This window comes from Shewanella litorisediminis (genome assembly GCF_016834455.1).
Taxonomy (GTDB): domain Bacteria; phylum Pseudomonadota; class Gammaproteobacteria; order Enterobacterales; family Shewanellaceae; genus Shewanella; species Shewanella litorisediminis.
Genome location: NZ_CP069213.1, coordinates 3386839 through 3402276, shown reverse-complemented (window position 1 = coordinate 3402276; position 15438 = coordinate 3386839). Strand labels below are relative to the sequence as shown.

14 protein-coding genes are annotated in these 15438 nt (G+C 55.9%); 5 read left to right on the top strand and 9 right to left on the bottom strand.

What is annotated here, in order from left to right; all coding sequences use genetic code 11:
- Positions 1–8 precede the first annotated feature (8 nt).
- Positions 9–1487 (bottom strand): PH domain-containing protein, encoded by a 1479-nt coding sequence (locus JQC75_RS15010; RefSeq protein ID WP_203324843.1) that lies wholly within the window; start codon positions 1485–1487, stop codon positions 9–11.
- Positions 1484–2014 carry a PH domain-containing protein gene (locus tag JQC75_RS15005; protein WP_203324842.1) on the bottom strand — a complete coding sequence of 177 codons (531 nt, stop codon included), beginning with the start codon at positions 2012–2014 and terminating at the stop codon, positions 1484–1486. Before JQC75_RS15005 ends, JQC75_RS15010 begins: the two co-directional genes overlap by 4 nt.
- 174 nt (positions 2015–2188) lie before the next feature.
- On the opposite strand from JQC75_RS15005, the gene JQC75_RS15000 reads away from it, so the two are divergent.
- Together JQC75_RS15000 and JQC75_RS14995 are read left to right on the top strand one after the other, a co-directional pair.
- Complete coding sequence (locus JQC75_RS15000; protein ID WP_203324841.1) at positions 2189–2539, top strand: winged helix-turn-helix domain-containing protein; 351 nt, start codon at positions 2189–2191, stop codon at positions 2537–2539.
- Positions 2536–4017 carry an NAD(P)/FAD-dependent oxidoreductase gene (locus tag JQC75_RS14995; protein WP_203324840.1) on the top strand — a complete coding sequence of 494 codons (1482 nt, stop codon included), beginning with the start codon at positions 2536–2538 and terminating at the stop codon, positions 4015–4017. Before JQC75_RS15000 ends, JQC75_RS14995 begins: the two co-directional genes overlap by 4 nt.
- 4 nt (positions 4018–4021) lie before the next feature.
- Here JQC75_RS14995 and JQC75_RS14990 read toward each other — a convergent pair whose 3' ends face one another.
- Positions 4022–4999, bottom strand: a complete 978-nt coding sequence (locus JQC75_RS14990; RefSeq protein ID WP_203324839.1) for a phospholipase C/P1 nuclease family protein — start codon at positions 4997–4999, stop codon at positions 4022–4024.
- Positions 5000–5323: 324 nt separating this feature from the next.
- Between JQC75_RS14990 and JQC75_RS14985 the strand changes: the two genes are divergently transcribed.
- A complete protein-coding gene (locus JQC75_RS14985) occupies positions 5324–7039 on the top strand; it encodes an ABC transporter transmembrane domain-containing protein (protein ID WP_239002160.1) in 1716 nt (571 codons plus the stop codon).
- 108 nt (positions 7040–7147) lie between these two features.
- On the opposite strand, the gene nrfD is transcribed toward JQC75_RS14985, so the two are convergent.
- The 5 genes from nrfD to JQC75_RS14960 form a co-directional block, all read right to left on the bottom strand.
- A complete protein-coding gene (gene nrfD / locus JQC75_RS14980; RefSeq protein ID WP_203324837.1) occupies positions 7148–8089 on the bottom strand; it encodes a cytochrome c nitrite reductase subunit NrfD in 942 nt (313 codons plus the stop codon).
- Positions 8086–8778 carry a 4Fe-4S dicluster domain-containing protein gene (locus JQC75_RS14975; RefSeq protein ID WP_203324836.1) on the bottom strand — a complete coding sequence of 231 codons (693 nt, stop codon included), beginning with the start codon at positions 8776–8778 and terminating at the stop codon, positions 8086–8088. The genes nrfD and JQC75_RS14975 overlap by 4 nt, the downstream gene beginning before the upstream one ends.
- Before the next feature lie 10 nt (positions 8779–8788).
- Positions 8789–9250, bottom strand: a complete 462-nt coding sequence (locus JQC75_RS14970) for a cytochrome c3 family protein (protein ID WP_203324835.1) — start codon at positions 9248–9250, stop codon at positions 8789–8791.
- 98 nt (positions 9251–9348) lie between these two features.
- The gene (locus tag JQC75_RS18940; protein WP_239002022.1) at positions 9349–9678 is read right to left on the bottom strand and encodes a PDDEXK family nuclease; all 330 of its coding nucleotides are present in this window, start codon (positions 9676–9678) and stop codon (positions 9349–9351) included.
- A 211-nt stretch (positions 9679–9889) separates the two neighbouring features.
- Entirely contained in the window at positions 9890–10984 is a 1095-nt protein-coding gene (locus tag JQC75_RS14960; protein ID WP_203324635.1) for an ISAs1 family transposase, read from the bottom strand.
- A gap of 561 nt (positions 10985–11545) precedes the next feature.
- Between JQC75_RS14960 and JQC75_RS14955 the strand changes: the two genes are divergently transcribed.
- Positions 11546–12424, top strand: a complete 879-nt coding sequence (locus tag JQC75_RS14955) for a LysR family transcriptional regulator (RefSeq protein ID WP_239002021.1) — start codon at positions 11546–11548, stop codon at positions 12422–12424.
- A 94-nt stretch (positions 12425–12518) separates the two neighbouring features.
- Here the strand turns inward: JQC75_RS14955 and JQC75_RS14950 are convergent, their stop codons facing one another.
- Positions 12519–13505, bottom strand: coding sequence for a LysR family transcriptional regulator (locus JQC75_RS14950; protein ID WP_203324832.1), 987 nt, complete (start codon positions 13503–13505; stop codon positions 12519–12521).
- Between the two features lie 525 nt (positions 13506–14030).
- On the opposite strand from JQC75_RS14950, the gene JQC75_RS14945 reads away from it, so the two are divergent.
- Positions 14031–15317 carry an acetyl-CoA hydrolase/transferase family protein gene (locus JQC75_RS14945; protein WP_203324831.1) on the top strand — a complete coding sequence of 429 codons (1287 nt, stop codon included), beginning with the start codon at positions 14031–14033 and terminating at the stop codon, positions 15315–15317.
- The last annotated feature ends 121 nt before the right edge of the window (positions 15318–15438 follow it).

The following is a 15438-nucleotide window of genomic DNA, read 5'->3' as shown; positions in this document are numbered from 1 at the left end:
TGCTCCTGTTAAATCCAGTTACCGCGGTGCTTATCGAGCTGTGTCAGTGCCGCGAGCGCAATGGCTCTGGCCTCGCCATAGGGGATCCAGGGCAGGTCAACCTTACCGCTGGCAAGCCCCAGCTCCAGTGTTGCCAGGCCTTTTTGGCGTTGTCCGGGGGATTGCTTAAGGCTCACGTGCTGCACCTTGTACAGTGGCACTCTTTTGATACTTTGACCCAGCAGCCCGGTGCGTTGCCACACCAGGGTATCGTCGTGGCGATAGCCCCAGTGTCTGAACCTGAGCCAAAGCCCCACAGAGCCAAGAATGGCGGCGGTCAGGACCAGCTCTGTGACAACCAGATCCCGTGAAATCAGCATCGTCAGCAGTGCCGGTATCCAGAGGAAAGCCAGTCTGCGTCTGAGCCAGGCACCGTGTATGGGGCGCAGTTCATGTACCGGGGGCGGCAGGCTGTCTTTACCGGGCAGCGCCGTGAGTCGGGCAAACAGCGGGGGTAACTCGTCCGGGGTGACGGAAGGGATAAGCAGCGGCAACTTAAGGTGCTGCTCGACTTCATGGCCCTGAACCTGACGGAAAAACACGGTCCAGCGCCTCAACAGCCGCGCTATGGGGGGCTGATTGAACTCCACCAGTTGAATGCGCTTCATTGCCAATGCGTCCTGCTGGTGAGCCAATATGCCGCCGGTGCGTTCCAGGGTGGATTCGGTGCCAAGCTGTAACCGGTAGGGGTAGTATTTCAAAAAGGCAAACACAACAGAGATAAGGGCAAAGCAGGCGTATCCCAGCAATATCAGGGCTATCACGCTTAAGGTGCCCCACAGCGGCCCCTGGGATTCGATGCGCAAAAAGGTGTTAAGGCCCAGAGACTCGAACCAACTTTCCACCGGCAGCTGCCCCATGATGGAGCCGGCAAACACCATAAACCAAACAAAGTTATTGTGGTAAAACCCGAATAAAAACAGCGGTTTGCTGCCTCTTTCCAGCAGCAGTGAATCTGTTTGCTCCGCTTCAGTGGGGGCGCTTTCAACTGATTTTTGCAGTAAATGAGACTTGAGGGCCATGGCATCGCTCATGGGCATGGCGGCAATTTGCACCTCATCCTTGCGGGAGCCTGCGGTCTCGACCACCAGGGTACAGAGTAAGAGGGGCTTAAAGTAAAAGGGTTGGTCGAGCCGCACATTCTGAATTTTATCCAGCGGTAACTCATCTTTGCGTTTGAAAAACAGCCCCCGGCGCACCTCCAGCTTGTGACTGCCGGGGCGAAACCTGTAGGTGGCATATTGCACCAACGCAAAGGAGAGGATCCCCAGCAGCACCAGTAAGGCCACGGAAATGACCAGAGGCGAGTCGAACCCCTGTTTCCAGCCGGTAAAGACAATGGGGATAAGGGCATAGCCCTGGGTCAATACCTGACGGGCCGTGCCCAGGGTAAAGCTGACAACAGACCAGGGGGACAGGCTTTGCCAGTTTTCGGCGCTGGTGCTCACAGTTCTGTTACTCCGGCCCGGGCGAGCAAGTGGCCCCGCAGCGTTTCGGCATCGTCGATGGGCAGGCCCCGAATTTCAATTTCGGCGCTGCCGCTGCCTGCGCTGAAACACTTGATGCAGGCGAGGCCGTAGCGCCGCTCCATGGGCCCCTGTGACAGGGTGACATGCTGAATACGGCTGTAGGGCATGGCGGTGCGCTTTTGCCACCACACACCGGCCTGGGTGAGCAGGTCCAGTTCGCCAACGCCGTAGCCCAGAGCTCTGGCCCAGCGATGACCCAGCCACAGGCCCAGGGCGGCCAGCAAGACGCCAAGGCTGCTGATTGCCAGCACTATCATGTCGGGCACCCCGGCGACTATCAGCAGCAGTGAAAGAGGCACGAATATCACTAAAAATATCAGGGCCGTGGTGACCATCAGCAGGGTGGCGTAGCGGGGATCGGCCGGTATGAGCACGGCGGCTTCGAAGGGAGTCCAGCGATCCCGGGGTAACAAGAGCCCTTGTAATTCAGCATCTTGTGCCTGCATTTGCGTCGTCCTTGTGACATTTTTATATTCCCGGCCAATATAGCAGTGAAAACTTGCGTGGATCCAGCCAATGGAAATATTTGCTTGCAAAGCCGTATCCCGGTGCGGTTGGCTCTTGGTTAGCGCCTGAATTTCAAGTAATTTGGATTCAATCTCCCCACAGGAATCATGGTGATGACCCAGGAAAATGCTTCAGGCAATCAGGTCAGCAAACAGCACAAGGCCTTTTTGCGCAAACTGTATCTGGCCCATCTGATGGACGATGCGCGCCATAATCTGCTGTCGCTGGGCAAACTGACCGGTATGCCGAGGCGAACCTTGCAGGATGCCATTGCCAGTTTTGCCGACATAGGCATCGAGGTGGAGTTTATTCAGGATGGCGAGCGCCATAACGCCGGTTATTACCGCATACGTACCTGGGGTCCCATCAGCAGCGCCTGGATGGACACCCATGTTGAGCAGGTAAAGACCCTTCTGGGCGTGGGCGATGCCGACGGGCAGGCCACGGCCGGGGATGAGGCGTGATTGCGTCTGTGGGCGGGCTCGACGAGAGTCTGTGGTACCAGACCCTTGGGGAGCCCATGCAGCCCCGTCCGACACTGGAAACTGATATCGAGGCGGATGTTTGCATTCTGGGCGCCGGATACTCGGGCCTGTGGACGGCGCTGTTTCTCAAACAGAAACAGCCTTCTCTCAAGGTGGTTGTGCTTGAGGCTGCCATGGCCGGGGAGGGGGCTTCCGGTCGCAATGGCGGTTGGCTCATGGGCAGCTTTGGCGGGGATATCGGCTATCTGGCACAGCTCGATGGCGAGCCTCGGCGCCGGGCAAAAGCGCTCATCACGGGCACGGTTGCCCGGGCGGCCAATACCTTCAGTGAGCTTGGCATACATTGCGACTTTCACCATGGCGGCAACCTGTATCAGGCGGCGCGCTATCCACAGCAGCTCAAGCGATTACAAGCCGAGCTTGCGCACTTTCGCGAAGCCGGTTTTGATGACGAAGACTATCGCCTGTTGTCGGCCGCAGAGGCCGGCAGCGCCCTCAACCTGCCGGGCACGCAAGCGGCGCTTTACACCCCGCACTGCGCCCGGGTGCATCCGCTGAAACTGGCGCGCGCTCTTGCCCGCGCCGCTGAGCAGGCGGGTGCGAGCATTTATGAGCACAGCCCTGTGCATCTTGCTGAAAACAGCACGCAGCGTCAGTCTGGAATCGGCCAGAAAGCGCTGAGCAAGACTGTCCGTACCCCAAAGGGCTCGGTCAGGGCCGATGTGGTGGTGGCCGCGCTCGAAGGTTACCAGCGGCTCCTGGGCCTGGATGACAACACCAGTTTGCCGGTGTTCAGTGTGCTTTGTGCCACCGAGCCATTGAGTGAGCAGCAGTGGGCCAATATCGGCCTTGAAAGCCGCGAGACCTTTGCCGACGCCTCACGGCTTATCACTTATGGGCAGCGCAGTGCAGACAATCGTTTGGTGTTTGGTGCCCGTGGTGGTTATGGCTTTGGTGGTGCGGTAAAAACCCGGTTTGGCTTTGCGCCCCGTACACTGGGCGAAGCACCCAGAGGCGATATCTTTGACCTCAGAAGCCAACTGTTGCAGGCCTTTTTCCCCACGCTTGAGGGCACGCAAATCACCCACGGCTGGGGTGGCTGTTTGTCACTCTCCCGGGCGTTTCGGCCCCACGCTCTTTTTGATGAGGCGGCGGGCCTTGCCTTTGTGGGCGGCTATGGCGGCGAAGGCGTTGGCGCCAGCATGCTCTTTGGTGAAACCCTGGCCGAGCTGATTGCCCGGCCTGATGGTGAGCTGACTGGTATGCCATGGGCGTACCGCGGCGCCGTGAGTGATCATCTGCGCCGCTGGGAGTCTGAGCCCTTGCCCTGGCTTGGCTACAGCGCCAGCGGACTGCTGTACCGGCTGGAGGAGCGCCTGCTCAGTCGCCAGCCTCAGCCAGGGTACACACCTGCCATCAGTCGGCTTGCCGATGCCCTCGAAACCTTGATGAGATAGTCATTCATTCGGCCGCAGAGGATGCGGGTTCGGATACGCCCAGCCGGCTCAGCTGCAGTGCCGCCATGGTGGCTTCTACCGCCGCCCTGTGCCTTGCGGCCACAAAGCCCTGATAATCCGGCTCGCATGGCCTGCCATCGATACTGATACCATCGCCACTGAGGCTTTTGGCCCTGCCAAAGGGCTTGATACCTTGCTTGTAACCGGCAAAGTATCTGTGCCCTATGTCTTCACTCCAAAACAGTCGCCAGGGGGCGGCGCAACCTGGGATCGGGGTATCCAGTGCGGCCAGGGTTTGCCTGGCAACCTGTGTTCTCAAGGCGTCAAAGTTTGCTGAGCGGGCGCTGGCTGCGATGTGAGGCTCGGGGCAGGGAATGGCTGCAATACCGTATTCAGCGCCCTGTGGGCTGACAGGCCAGTCATCCACTGGGTCATGGATAACAAAAATCCCGCGAAAACCGAGGCCAAGGTAGTTCACCAGCGGCGCAAATTCCCGCTGCCAGGCAATGATTTTGGGGCCGTGATACACGGGAACCGCGTGGGCGGGCACAGTGAGATCCTGAATCAGGTGAATAAGGGCACCAAGGTAATAGGCCTTGTGCTCAGCGGGGGCCTGCTCAAGCCCTGTCAGGGCGGCCTGCCACAGGCGCGCCATGGACATATCGGTTTTTCCTGCCAGCCGCTGCCCATCAGCCGTTTTGTCGGGGTGATAAAAGTGCCAGTTATGGAGCCGCTTTGTCATGGGAAACACTGCCTTGGCAAAGGCTGACTCCATCAACTCCCGGGGCAGTTTGCCCGCGCCCTCATCCATGGCAAGGTTGCCCTGCATCAGCTGCAAACGGGTGGATTCAGTCAGACTCATACCGCATTGGCTCATGGCATCAACGGCGAGGGTGGTGAGGGGCTGATGGGCCTCTTTAGGGTGATAGCCATTGGCACTGAATGCCAAAAGCGTAAGTAAAGCAAACAGATATTTAATCACGTCGACATCCTTGCCCGCAGTTTTGCCGAATCTAACACCTTGGGCAGCTAAAGCCAAATTCCCCTTTAACCGTCGCCGTCCACCCGGCCATTGAAAGCTTAATGCCCGCCCTGGTGAACCAGAATCCGGGTTTCATCTACCGCATGCATCAACTTACGCCCGGCCGATAGCACCCTGAATAAAGTCTGAGGTTGTTTTTTATCCGCCGAGCCCACATATTCACAGCCAAGCCTTCTCTTATCTTCCCTGGAGCCTTTTGTGCCGGACACCTTGGCCACCATCAACCACCCTGATGCTGCCTCGCAGCCCAATGTCGTGGGTTGGATGGGCAGTTTTTTACGCCCCTATAAGCTCAGGGTGATAGCAGCGCTCATCTGTCTGTTGATTGGTTCTCTTGCCTGGCTTGCGCTGGGGCAGGGGGTAAAGCTGATTGTGGACGAAGGCTTTGTGGCCGGAAACGCGGCGCGCCTCAATCAGTTGGTGTGGGTGCTGGTGGGCATAGCCGCCATCAGCTCCAGCGCCGTGTTTTGCCGTTTTTACTTAATGAGCTGGCTCGGGGAGCGGGTGAGCAACGATATCCGCGCACGGGTGTACGACAACCTCCTGACCCTGCCGCCGGCCTTTTATGCCAAGCTGCGCACCGGTGAAGTGATATCCCGCTTTACCGCCGACTCCACCTTGCTGCAAACCGTGATTGGCTCGAGTTTTTCCATGGCGCTGCGCTCCTGTGTGTCTGTGCTTGGCGGCATAGCCATGATGGCCATTACCAGCGTGAAACTCACGGCACTGGTGCTGGTGGCCGTGCCCGCGGTGTTGGTGCCCATTCTGATTTTTGGTCGCAAGGTGCGTGCCCTTTCCCGCGACAGTCAGGACAGGGTGGCGGATCTTGGCGCCTACATAGATGAGAGCCTGCACGAAATCCATACGGTGCAGTCTTACACCCACGAGCAGGTGGACAGACACAGGTTTGCCGCCTTGCTTGGCAAGGTGCTTGGCAGCGCCGGGCGCCGTATTCAGTTTCGGGCACTCTTGATTGCCGGGGTGATGTTTTTAACCATAGCCGCCATCGCCCTGATGATTTGGGTGGGCGCGCGGGATGTCATGAGCGGGGCCATCAGTGCCGGGGAACTCTCGGCCTTTTTGTTCTATGCCCTGCTGGTAGCGGGGGCGACGGCCACCATCAGCGAAGTGATAGGCGATGTGCAGCGCGCCAGCGGCGCCGCCGAACGCTTAAAAGAATTAAGCGAAGCCGTGAGTGAGGTGCCACTGGCCCAGCACCCGGTTGCACTGCCAGCCAAACTCAGCGGCGACATTCGTATCGAGGGCCTCAGTTTCAATTATCCCGACAGCGATTTAAGGGCACTGGATAATATCTCGGTGCATATTCGCCCCGGCGAAAAGGTGGCTCTGGTGGGGGAGAGCGGCGCCGGTAAGAGCACCCTGTTTCAACTGCTTGGGCGCTTTTATGCCCCCGACAGCGGCGCCATTTATTTGGACGGCACGGATATCGCCAATGTAGACCTGCAAGCGCTCAGGCGCGCTTTTGCCCTGGTGCCCCAGGAGTCGGTGATTTTTGCCGACTCTGTGCTGGAGAACGTCCGCTATGGCAAGGTAGATGCCGGCCTCGATGAGGTGAAGGCCGCCTGTGTGGCCGCCCGTGCCCACGAGTTTATCGAGGCCATGCCCGAGGGCTACCACAGCTATCTGGGTGAGCGCGGGGTAAAGCTCTCCGGCGGCCAAAAGCAGCGCATTGCCATCGCCCGGGCCATACTTGCCAGCCGCCCCGTACTCTTACTCGACGAAGCCACCAGTGCCCTGGATGCGGTGAGCGAACGTTATGTGAAAGAAGCGCTGGATACCCTTATCTGTGGTCGCACCAGCCTTATCATCGCCCATCGCCTGGCAACGGTTATCAATGCCGACCGGATCCTGGTGATGGACAAGGGAAAAATCATCGCCGAAGGCACCCATGCAGAGCTGTTGGAGTTCAGCCAGCAGTACCGTGAATTCGCCAGTTTGCAGCTGTTAACGGAAGCATGATGAATAAAAAGGGAGCTCAGGCTCCCTTTTTGTCAGTTGGCCGCGCCGGTTTTTCTCAATCTGGCCCCACGCAATGGAAGCGTGTTCCAGGATGGAGGCCAGCGAGGATCAGGTCCCCGTCATCTGGCCGGTGTAGAGGATAAAGTTGCGCAGCAAGAACACCCCTAACAGGCTGAAACTGGCAGTGACCGCCACATAGGCGAACTTTCTGTCCGCCGAGACCTTCATCCACAGGTTAAAGGCCAGCGGCAGGGTAAGGCCCATGCCGACCACGCCGGCCCAGAAGATCCAACCCCAGAAGCCAAACCCCAGTGCGTTGAGCGCGGCAACCTGGCTCTGCCCCCCAGAGAGGATTAATCCCACGAAGAAGGTGAACAGCAGGCCGATTTCCACCAGTATGAGGGGGATCTCTATGCCGTGGATAAAACGCACTTCGACGCCATTGGGATTGCCCCTGAGCAGCACACCCCCCAGCAGGGTCGCGGCGGCGCCGGAGGAGAGCCCTGAGATCAAAAACAGCAACGGCAGTACCGGGTTATTGAGCAGCGGGAAGCCAATCAGTGCCGACAGCAGGAAACCGGTATAGGCTCCAAGGGAGATGGCGAGGATCACCAGAATACCGGTGATAGCCGCTTCCTGCAGAACCAGCCAATTGAGCAGCCGCTGGACGATAGGCAGGCGTTTGCCCAGCAACTGGCTGATGCGGCGCTGGAAGATGCAGGCTATCCAGGCAAACAGCACCACCTGGTAGGCCATCAGCACCAGCACCCCCATGGACATCACAGAGGTGGTGTTGTAGAACACCAGAATCTTCCAGAAATCCAGTGGCCGGGTGAGGTCGAATACCAGGATCCCAAGGCCACCAAACACGGCGACCGGGGCTATGATGGCCGCCGCCTGCACGAAAGGCGAATGCCATGCCTCATGGTATAACTTGAAGTGTTTCAGCATGATGGCGAAAAATACCGCCCCGGCAGACAATCCTGCGAGGAAGAGGTATATGGCGATAGGCCAATGCCATACCAGGCCTTCGAAATGAAAAGCACTCATAGCATTATCTCCCCATCTATGGTTTGAATGTGGAACAGCTTGGGCCGGGTGCCCAAATCCACCTTGGCGCGGTAACTGGGCTTGGCTTTAAGCAGCTTGACCAGATCCGACTCGGGATCCTTGAGATTGCCGAAGGTCAGTGCCTTGGTGGGGCAGGCCTCGACACAGGTAGGCAGTAATCCCTGGGCCAGGCGACTCTTCTGACAGAAATCGCACTTATCGGCGGTGCGGGTCTCGGGGTGGATATACCTGACCTGATAGGGACAGGCGGCGATGCAATACTGGCAACCCACGCAGCGGTCGCTGTTAACCGCGACTATGCCGGTTTCTTTATCGATATAGGCGGCGCCTGTGGGGCAGACCCGTACACAGGGCGCGGCTTCGCAGTGCTGACAGGATACACGGCTGAAGCGATAGCTCTGGTTTGGATACTCACCAAAGGGCCCCTTGCGTTCTATCTTCACCCGGGTGACGCCCTCGGGAATATGATTGACTTCACGGCAGGCCTGAACGCAGGCATTACAGCCGATACAGGCATTTTCATCATGCACCATGGCGTATTTGGTCTCGCTTTCCGGTTCGGGCTGAAGCAGGGAATCGGCCTGGAGTGTGCGGGTGGCCCCATACACAGAGACACCGGTCAGTAGCGCCCCAACCCCTTTAAGAAATTGGCGTTTGGAAACTTGCATGACAGGCCTCCTATTGTTCGACTTTGTGGCAGCTTACGCACAGCTGGCTATGTTGTTGCGTATCCAGCGACAACATGGGGTCTGCCTCGGGATGGAGTCGATGGCACTGGTCACAGCCAAGGCGGTTGGCGTGCACATTGTGGGTCCATTCAACCTCCCCCAGGGCCTGATGGTCGTGGCAGGTCAGGCAGACGGCGCTGCGTTCCGGAGCGGAGAATGGGCTATCGAGCCCAAAAGCCATGATGGTCGATCCCTGCTTGGGATGGCTGCCTTTGGGGCCGTGACAGTCCTGGCAGAGAATGGCCAGGCCGGGGCTTGCATGTATGCCATCGAGTTGGCCATTGCGTTTATGACACTTGATACAGCTGCGGCTGTCCTGCTCGTCGACGGCTAAGGCACTGGGCGCCAGGCCCACCAAGCCCAGAGTCAGGACGCTGGCCAGCAGCGCAGTACAAGGGGTAATTTGACACATAATGCATCCTTACACCTCAGTGAGCATGACGTTGTGGGAATGAGGAGCGTCAAGTGGTCGGTTTGACGCTCATGGGGCGTTACGGTGACAGACACCCATCAGGCGGCGAGTGCGTTGCGCAGCAAGGCTTCGTCGCAATGCTTGTCTTTGTCCAGCTTAATCAGCTGTACACCTATGTAATCCAAACATTTTTCAACAAACTTCATCTGCTCGGGAGAGCTGGTTGCAGGGTCGCTCACCACGAGTTTGACCGCAGAAGATTCGTTGTCGACGACCACGTAATCCAGGTGGCAGTGCTCCATAAAGTCCTGCACCTCTTCGTGGTTCCTGACGGAGTCATCAAGGTCGACTACATTCACCAGTGAGGCTCCGTAAAGGACATCGTAGCGGTTGGCGGCGATGGCCTTTAAGCTTTTCAGAAAGTGCATTGAATCCTTGTCGAGCAAGTGAGGCTTGATACAGACGGCGGCATCGACCAGCTGAGTCTCGCTTGATCTGAAGAACTTGATGCACGTCATTACGAAGGTCACGATGACCAGAGGACAAATGACGAACAAAACAAAGTACATAAATGCATAACTTAAAATAACGATAGTGGTGGTGTTCATAGTCAGGGCGGGATTCCACTTTGTGCATAATTTAGCCAAAGAGCAGCTCTGAACGAAATACAGGGCTCCAAGCTGCACGCCGGCGCTTACCTGCAAGGCTGTCTTTCTTGCCATTGTGCTGTTTTATTGCACTTAGTGCCGCACGGTTGAATAGGGCCAAATGTTTAGCACCCTCTGGATCTGACACTTTCAAAGCATCCTCGCGAAAAACAACGTCCAGCACCCAGTGCAGTTGGTTCTCAACGGCCCAGTGGTCGCGGATTGTGCGAGCTGCTTCCTCAGCGTCCACTGGCAGGGAGCTGACGTACCAACGTGACGAACATGATGTGCTACCATTAACAGTCCGCTCGCTGGCGACCTCTATCAGTGACTTTATATGGGGCCATTTCTTTTTCAGGTCTGGTGACAACTCGGCTTCAGTTTGCATCACGGTCCTGCACTCCTTGCGGCCATGACCGGTGTTGGACTGTTCATACGTTTCCAGTTCCTTTGAGTCATAAAGGTTACGGAATGACGCCTGCACTTCCTCAAGCAGCGCTTTTTGATTGGACTTCACCTGGATCACGAAATCGCCTTTGCGCTGTGTAATTGTGCTCATGGTGGCGACCTGGCAGTGCAACGCGTCGAGCGTGACAATTGCGTTATCCAGTGCCAAGGCATCAATCACGTTTCGGGCAATCTCGGCTTCTTTGCCTTTGGTATTCGAACTGTCCTGATAAAGCGTGACACCGTTGCTGACATCGAACGCACTGACGACATGAAGTGCATTTTTAACGTCGTCACTCCACGCACCGCGCATCGTTTTACCGTCAAGAGCGATGACCGACTTACCTTCGCTCTGCCGTTTCTCGTTGATCCAGCTGAACACCGTTTGCAGCAGAAGCTCACTATCCAAGGCTTTGATAATGTTGGCGATACAGTGTCGTCTGGGGATACCATACTCAAACTGGCGGTACTGCCGTAACCAGTCGAGTTGTTCTTCACCGAACTCCTGGATCGACTTCCAGCCGGTTGCACCGCTGAGTACGGCAGAGAGTGTCAGGAAGACTACGTCAACCAAGTTGTGTTTAAGATTGATTTCCTTACGAGGATCGGGCAGTGTTTCAAGGTGTTCCAAAAGATTCATGTCTGTCAGCTGGTTATGACTAATGCTGATCTGATCATAAGGCTGTGTAAAAGTTCAACTCAAAGTGGGATCCTGCCCTGTGTTCATAGTAAACCTCCAAGGTTATTTTCATTCTTAACTCTCGATGTAATTATTACGCCATGAGCTTTATTTTCAATAAATATTGAAATCGGACTATTAAAAATTAGCCTTGGGTCAGATACTTATATTTAGCTATTTCATTTTGTAGATAATCAATAATTAGATATGTGTTTTTTAATTGTTGAATATCTGAAATACGGCGGGGATTGAAGCGGTTTGGTATGAAAATTAATCTCTTGCTGGATTTTTGTAAATGATTGAAATTTAGAAATATGATCTGGGTCTATTTTATTTTTTTATTAATATCGAATAAAGTCATTGTCAGCTTAAATATATTTACTATACTGCGAGTGGGTATATTCAATGACGGAGAGGTATTTTGAAATGAAAAATATGACTCTGGATAGTTTAGATATGCTGAGTGCCAATATATTAGTTAATTTGTATGAAAAGCATTCTGCTTCGTCGGTGGCGATGGAGATGAATATACCCGCTCCCAAGGTCAGTCGCTGTTTACAACATGCGAGGATGATTTTTAACGATCCTTTGTTTATTCGTAAGAAGCACGGCCTCGAACCCAATGAATTTACCCGTCAACTCTACCCCCTGGTCAAAGCCCTGGTGCAGTGCGGTGAGCAGCTGCATCAGCTGGAGAGTTGCCACGATCTGGCCACGAGCCAGGTGATGGTGCTCTACGTGAGTGACCTCTTGATTGCCGAGCTGCCCCAACGCCTGAGCGGCGCCATCAATGAGGCGCAACTGCCCATGAGTTATGAGCTGCGGACCGGCTCTGTGGATCTGGTGGAAGATCTGGCGCAGGGGCTTGTTGATCTTGCTGTTGTCAGCGAATGCTCGGACAAGGCGCTGCAAGACGACAGACTGAACGTCACGCCCCTCAAGGAGTTGACCCATCTATATCTGCTCTGCTCCCTCAAGCATCCGATGCTGCACCAGGAGATAAGCCTTGCCAACATCGCCAATTATCCCTATCTGAGCGCCTTTGGACAGTTGGATAAAAAGGCCCCCGATCCGTTCCAGCGTTACTGTGCCCAGCAGCGGCTAAACTGCCATCCGGCACCGGTGGAGTTGGGGCGGGAAGGGCTGGAGTTCAATCAGTTGTATCGCTATCTGTCTGACGATAAGACAGTGAGTCTGCTGCCTTACAGTAAGGTGTACGAGCACAGTGAGCTGCTCCCCGGTCTGCACGTGTGCTGCCTGTCGGGTATGGATACTGCACGCGTTTATCAGGATCAGCCCTATCCCAGGCTCTATATGCTGAGCCGCAGTGGCCGTGGGGGCGCCTATCTCGATTGGTTGAAGCAGGAAATCGCCCAGCTTATCCAGCAGAACGTGCACTAGCACGGCATTAAGGTGGCACTGGGTAGCCGCTTAACCGTTTAACTCAACAGGCTATTGGGCGTGTATCGCTTCTCAGGCTGACGTGGTTGTTTGCCTAAAGGCTCGGCAGGTCAACTGGCGCGCGAGCCTGGGCCACCTGTTCACAATGGGCCTGCATCTCTGTCAGTTTCTCCGTCAACACCCTGCGCAGGCAGTTGGCCAGCTCTTGCTTTATCCCCTTGTGGCAATGCAGATAGTAGCTCTCTGTCCCGAGGTCTGCGGCTTGCAGCCAGACCTTCGAGATATCCAGATAGTCCACATCGTTGCGATTCTCGAAATAGGCCATCGACATCGCCGAGGAGAGCAGGGCAATATCCTCGCTGTGACTGACATGATCCACCAGCATCCTCAGGCTCGGGCTCTTGAGGGCCACGCGGATATCAATCTTTCTGGCTTTGGCATACAGCTCTATGGGGTGAGGCTCCTGCTCCTGCAGGTTGGTGTTCACCAGGGCGATATGGTAGTTGAACATCTGCTTTAAGGGGTCGTCGCTGGTTAAGATTGGATGGCCACGGCGGGCGACGATGAAGAAGTGGGTGATGTCCCCCAGCTTAAAGTTGTTCACCATGGGGTGATTGATGGGTTCGGTGGAGATGCTGCAGTCGACCTTGCCCTGACACAGGCGTTGGTTGATTTTGTCGGTCCAGGGCTGAATATTGATGCTGACCCCACCCTCGATGCAGTGACAGGTGTTGTGCACGCAGTTCATTGCCATCAGCGACCACTGCTCATAGGTGGCGACGCTGAGCTGATAGGGCTCAGCCCCCCTGTCTATGGTGGCGGCCACTATCTTGTCGTACTGTTCCACTATGGTCTTGACCATGGGATAGATGGTGACGGCCACCTGATTGGGTTCGAAGCCATATTGCTGACGGATAAAGAGTTCGTCTTCCAGCACCTCCCGCAGGCAGGTCAGGCTGCGGCTCACCTTGGACTGAGTGGTACGCAATCGCTCGGCCACCGCACTGCCGCTTTTAAGTTCAACCAGTCCGATAAATACCTGCAGGGTAAAGTAATCGAGTCGGCTCACTTTCTTCAGCATGACAATCTCCCTCTATCGGCAGCTTTCGGGGGCGTTAACAGGCAAAGGGAATGGATCTTTTGTTTAAAAATTAACCAATTGCCAAAGGTTTTTGTGGCACAGCTTGGCTAAAAATTCTGCGGCTCAGATCACAGTTAACTCAGTATTAACGTCCCATGGGAGTGACTTTGAAACCTGAATCTGCGGCGTTTCAGGAGCACTTTTAAACTTTTAGGTAATAAAATTATGCGCTTGGGGTAGTGAGGAACACTAACTGCTGAACGGCGGGGATAAATGGCTCCTGATAGGATTTGTTCAGGCCAGCAGTTTGCCACCATTGAATGGCAACAGCTATTGGCTATCAGGGATGGCCTGCTGTACGGGCTGTTTGGGGCCGCGCCGTCCGTTACCCCTTGACCGACATAAGTTGCCTCATGTCTGTGTTTTGGATTTCGGGCGTTTAGCCGGCCAAAACATGATCTGTGTCGGGATGATGGGGGAAATTTGCTGCTATAACAGCAATGTCTGATTCATCAAGGAAGCCCGATGGTCCCCAAGTACTGTGCTACTGCCCTGGAGGCGGTATCGTTAATCGATAATGACGAATTCATCTGGACCCACTCCATGGGGGCGACGCCAAGACTCTTGTTGGAGGCCCTGGCCAAACATGCGCTGACCCGCACCAACCTTACGTTATTACAATTGCATACCGAGCATGCCGAGTGCCTGAGTGGCCCTGAGCTTGAGGGGCATTTACGCCATCGCTGCTATTTTGGTGGCAAGCCGACCCGGGAATTGCTCGCCAGTGCCCGTGCCGACTATGTGCCGGTGTTTCTGTCTGAGGTGCCAAAGCTTTTTCGCCGCCGTGAGCAGCGTATCGACACTGCCATAGTGCAGGTGTCCCCGCCGGATAAGCATGGCATGTGCTCCCTGGGGATTTCGGTGGAGGCGACCCGAGCCGCCTGTGAGGTGGCGGGCAAGATTATTGCCCACATCAACCCCCGCATGCCCCGCACCCACGGCGACAGTTTTCTTCCGCTGACCCGTTTTGACGCCGTGTTTGAAGCCCCCATGGAGCTGCCGGAACATGCCCTTGCCACCACAGATGCCGTGAGTCAGGCCATTGGTCGCAATGTGGCGGCACTGGTGCGCGACGGCGACTGTCTGCAGATGGGGATTGGCGGTATTCCCGATGCCGTGCTGGGGTGCCTTGGCAATCACCAGCACCTTGGGGTACATACGGAGCTGTTTTCCGACGGCATCTTGAGCCTGGTGGAGCGCGGTGTGGTGGATAACAGCCGTAAACGCTTTGCCACCGGCAAGCTGGTGACGGGGTTTGCCCTGGGTAGCCGCAGGCTGTATGACTTTGTGGATGACAATCCCCAGGTGGCCTTTTTGGATATAGAGCAGGTCAATGACACTGCCATTATTCGCCGTAATCCGCAGGTGATGGCCATTAACTCGGCGCTGCAGGTGGATGTAACAGGTCAGGTATGCGCCGACTCCATAGGTACCCGGATTTATTCCGGTGTGGGTGGCCAGATGGACTTTATCCGCGGCGCCGGGCTCTCTGAGGGGGGCCGCTCTGTGATTGCCATGCCGAGCACGGCAGCCGGTGGCAAGCTATCCCGCATCAGCACAGTCTTGTCTCCGGGGGCTGGGGTGGTCACCACCCGTGCCCATGTGCACTATATAGTGACCGAATTCGGTGTGGCCTATATGCGTGGTAAATCGATTCGAGAGCGGGCCCGTTCCTTAATTGATATTGCCCACCCGGATTTTCGTGAGGCCCTGTCGCGGGAGACCCATGAGATGTGGGGACTGCTGCTCTGAGAGTGTGCCTGATATTCGAAACAGCGCCTCTGTCACATTGACTGTGCCAACAAAAACACCTCGTGAATCACGAGGTGTTTTTGTTGGCGGGGCTGGCTCTTGGTATCGAGCCAGGCGTTGG

Excerpts from the sequence above, each read along its gene's own strand:
- JQC75_RS15005 (WP_203324842.1), bottom strand. The coding sequence starts at position 2,014 with ATGCAGGCACAAGATGCTGAATTACAAGGGCTCTTGTTACCCCGGGAT.
- JQC75_RS15000 (WP_203324841.1), top strand. The coding sequence starts at position 2,189 with ATGACCCAGGAAAATGCTTCAGGCAATCAGGTCAGCAAACAGCACAAG.
- JQC75_RS14985 (WP_239002160.1), top strand. The coding sequence starts at position 5,324 with ATGGGCAGTTTTTTACGCCCCTATAAGCTCAGGGTGATAGCAGCGCTC.
- nrfD (WP_203324837.1), bottom strand. The coding sequence starts at position 8,089 with ATGAGTGCTTTTCATTTCGAAGGCCTGGTATGGCATTGGCCTATCGCC.
- JQC75_RS14975 (WP_203324836.1), bottom strand. The coding sequence starts at position 8,778 with ATGCAAGTTTCCAAACGCCAATTTCTTAAAGGGGTTGGGGCGCTACTG.
- JQC75_RS14970 (WP_203324835.1), bottom strand. The coding sequence starts at position 9,250 with ATGTGTCAAATTACCCCTTGTACTGCGCTGCTGGCCAGCGTCCTGACT.
- JQC75_RS18940 (WP_239002022.1), bottom strand. The coding sequence starts at position 9,678 with ATGCACTTTCTGAAAAGCTTAAAGGCCATCGCCGCCAACCGCTACGAT.
- JQC75_RS14960 (WP_203324635.1), bottom strand. The coding sequence starts at position 10,984 with ATGAATCTTTTGGAACACCTTGAAACACTGCCCGATCCTCGTAAGGAA.
- JQC75_RS14955 (WP_239002021.1), top strand. The coding sequence starts at position 11,546 with ATGAATATACCCGCTCCCAAGGTCAGTCGCTGTTTACAACATGCGAGG.
- JQC75_RS14950 (WP_203324832.1), bottom strand. The coding sequence starts at position 13,505 with ATGCTGAAGAAAGTGAGCCGACTCGATTACTTTACCCTGCAGGTATTT.
- JQC75_RS14945 (WP_203324831.1), top strand. The coding sequence starts at position 14,031 with ATGGTCCCCAAGTACTGTGCTACTGCCCTGGAGGCGGTATCGTTAATC.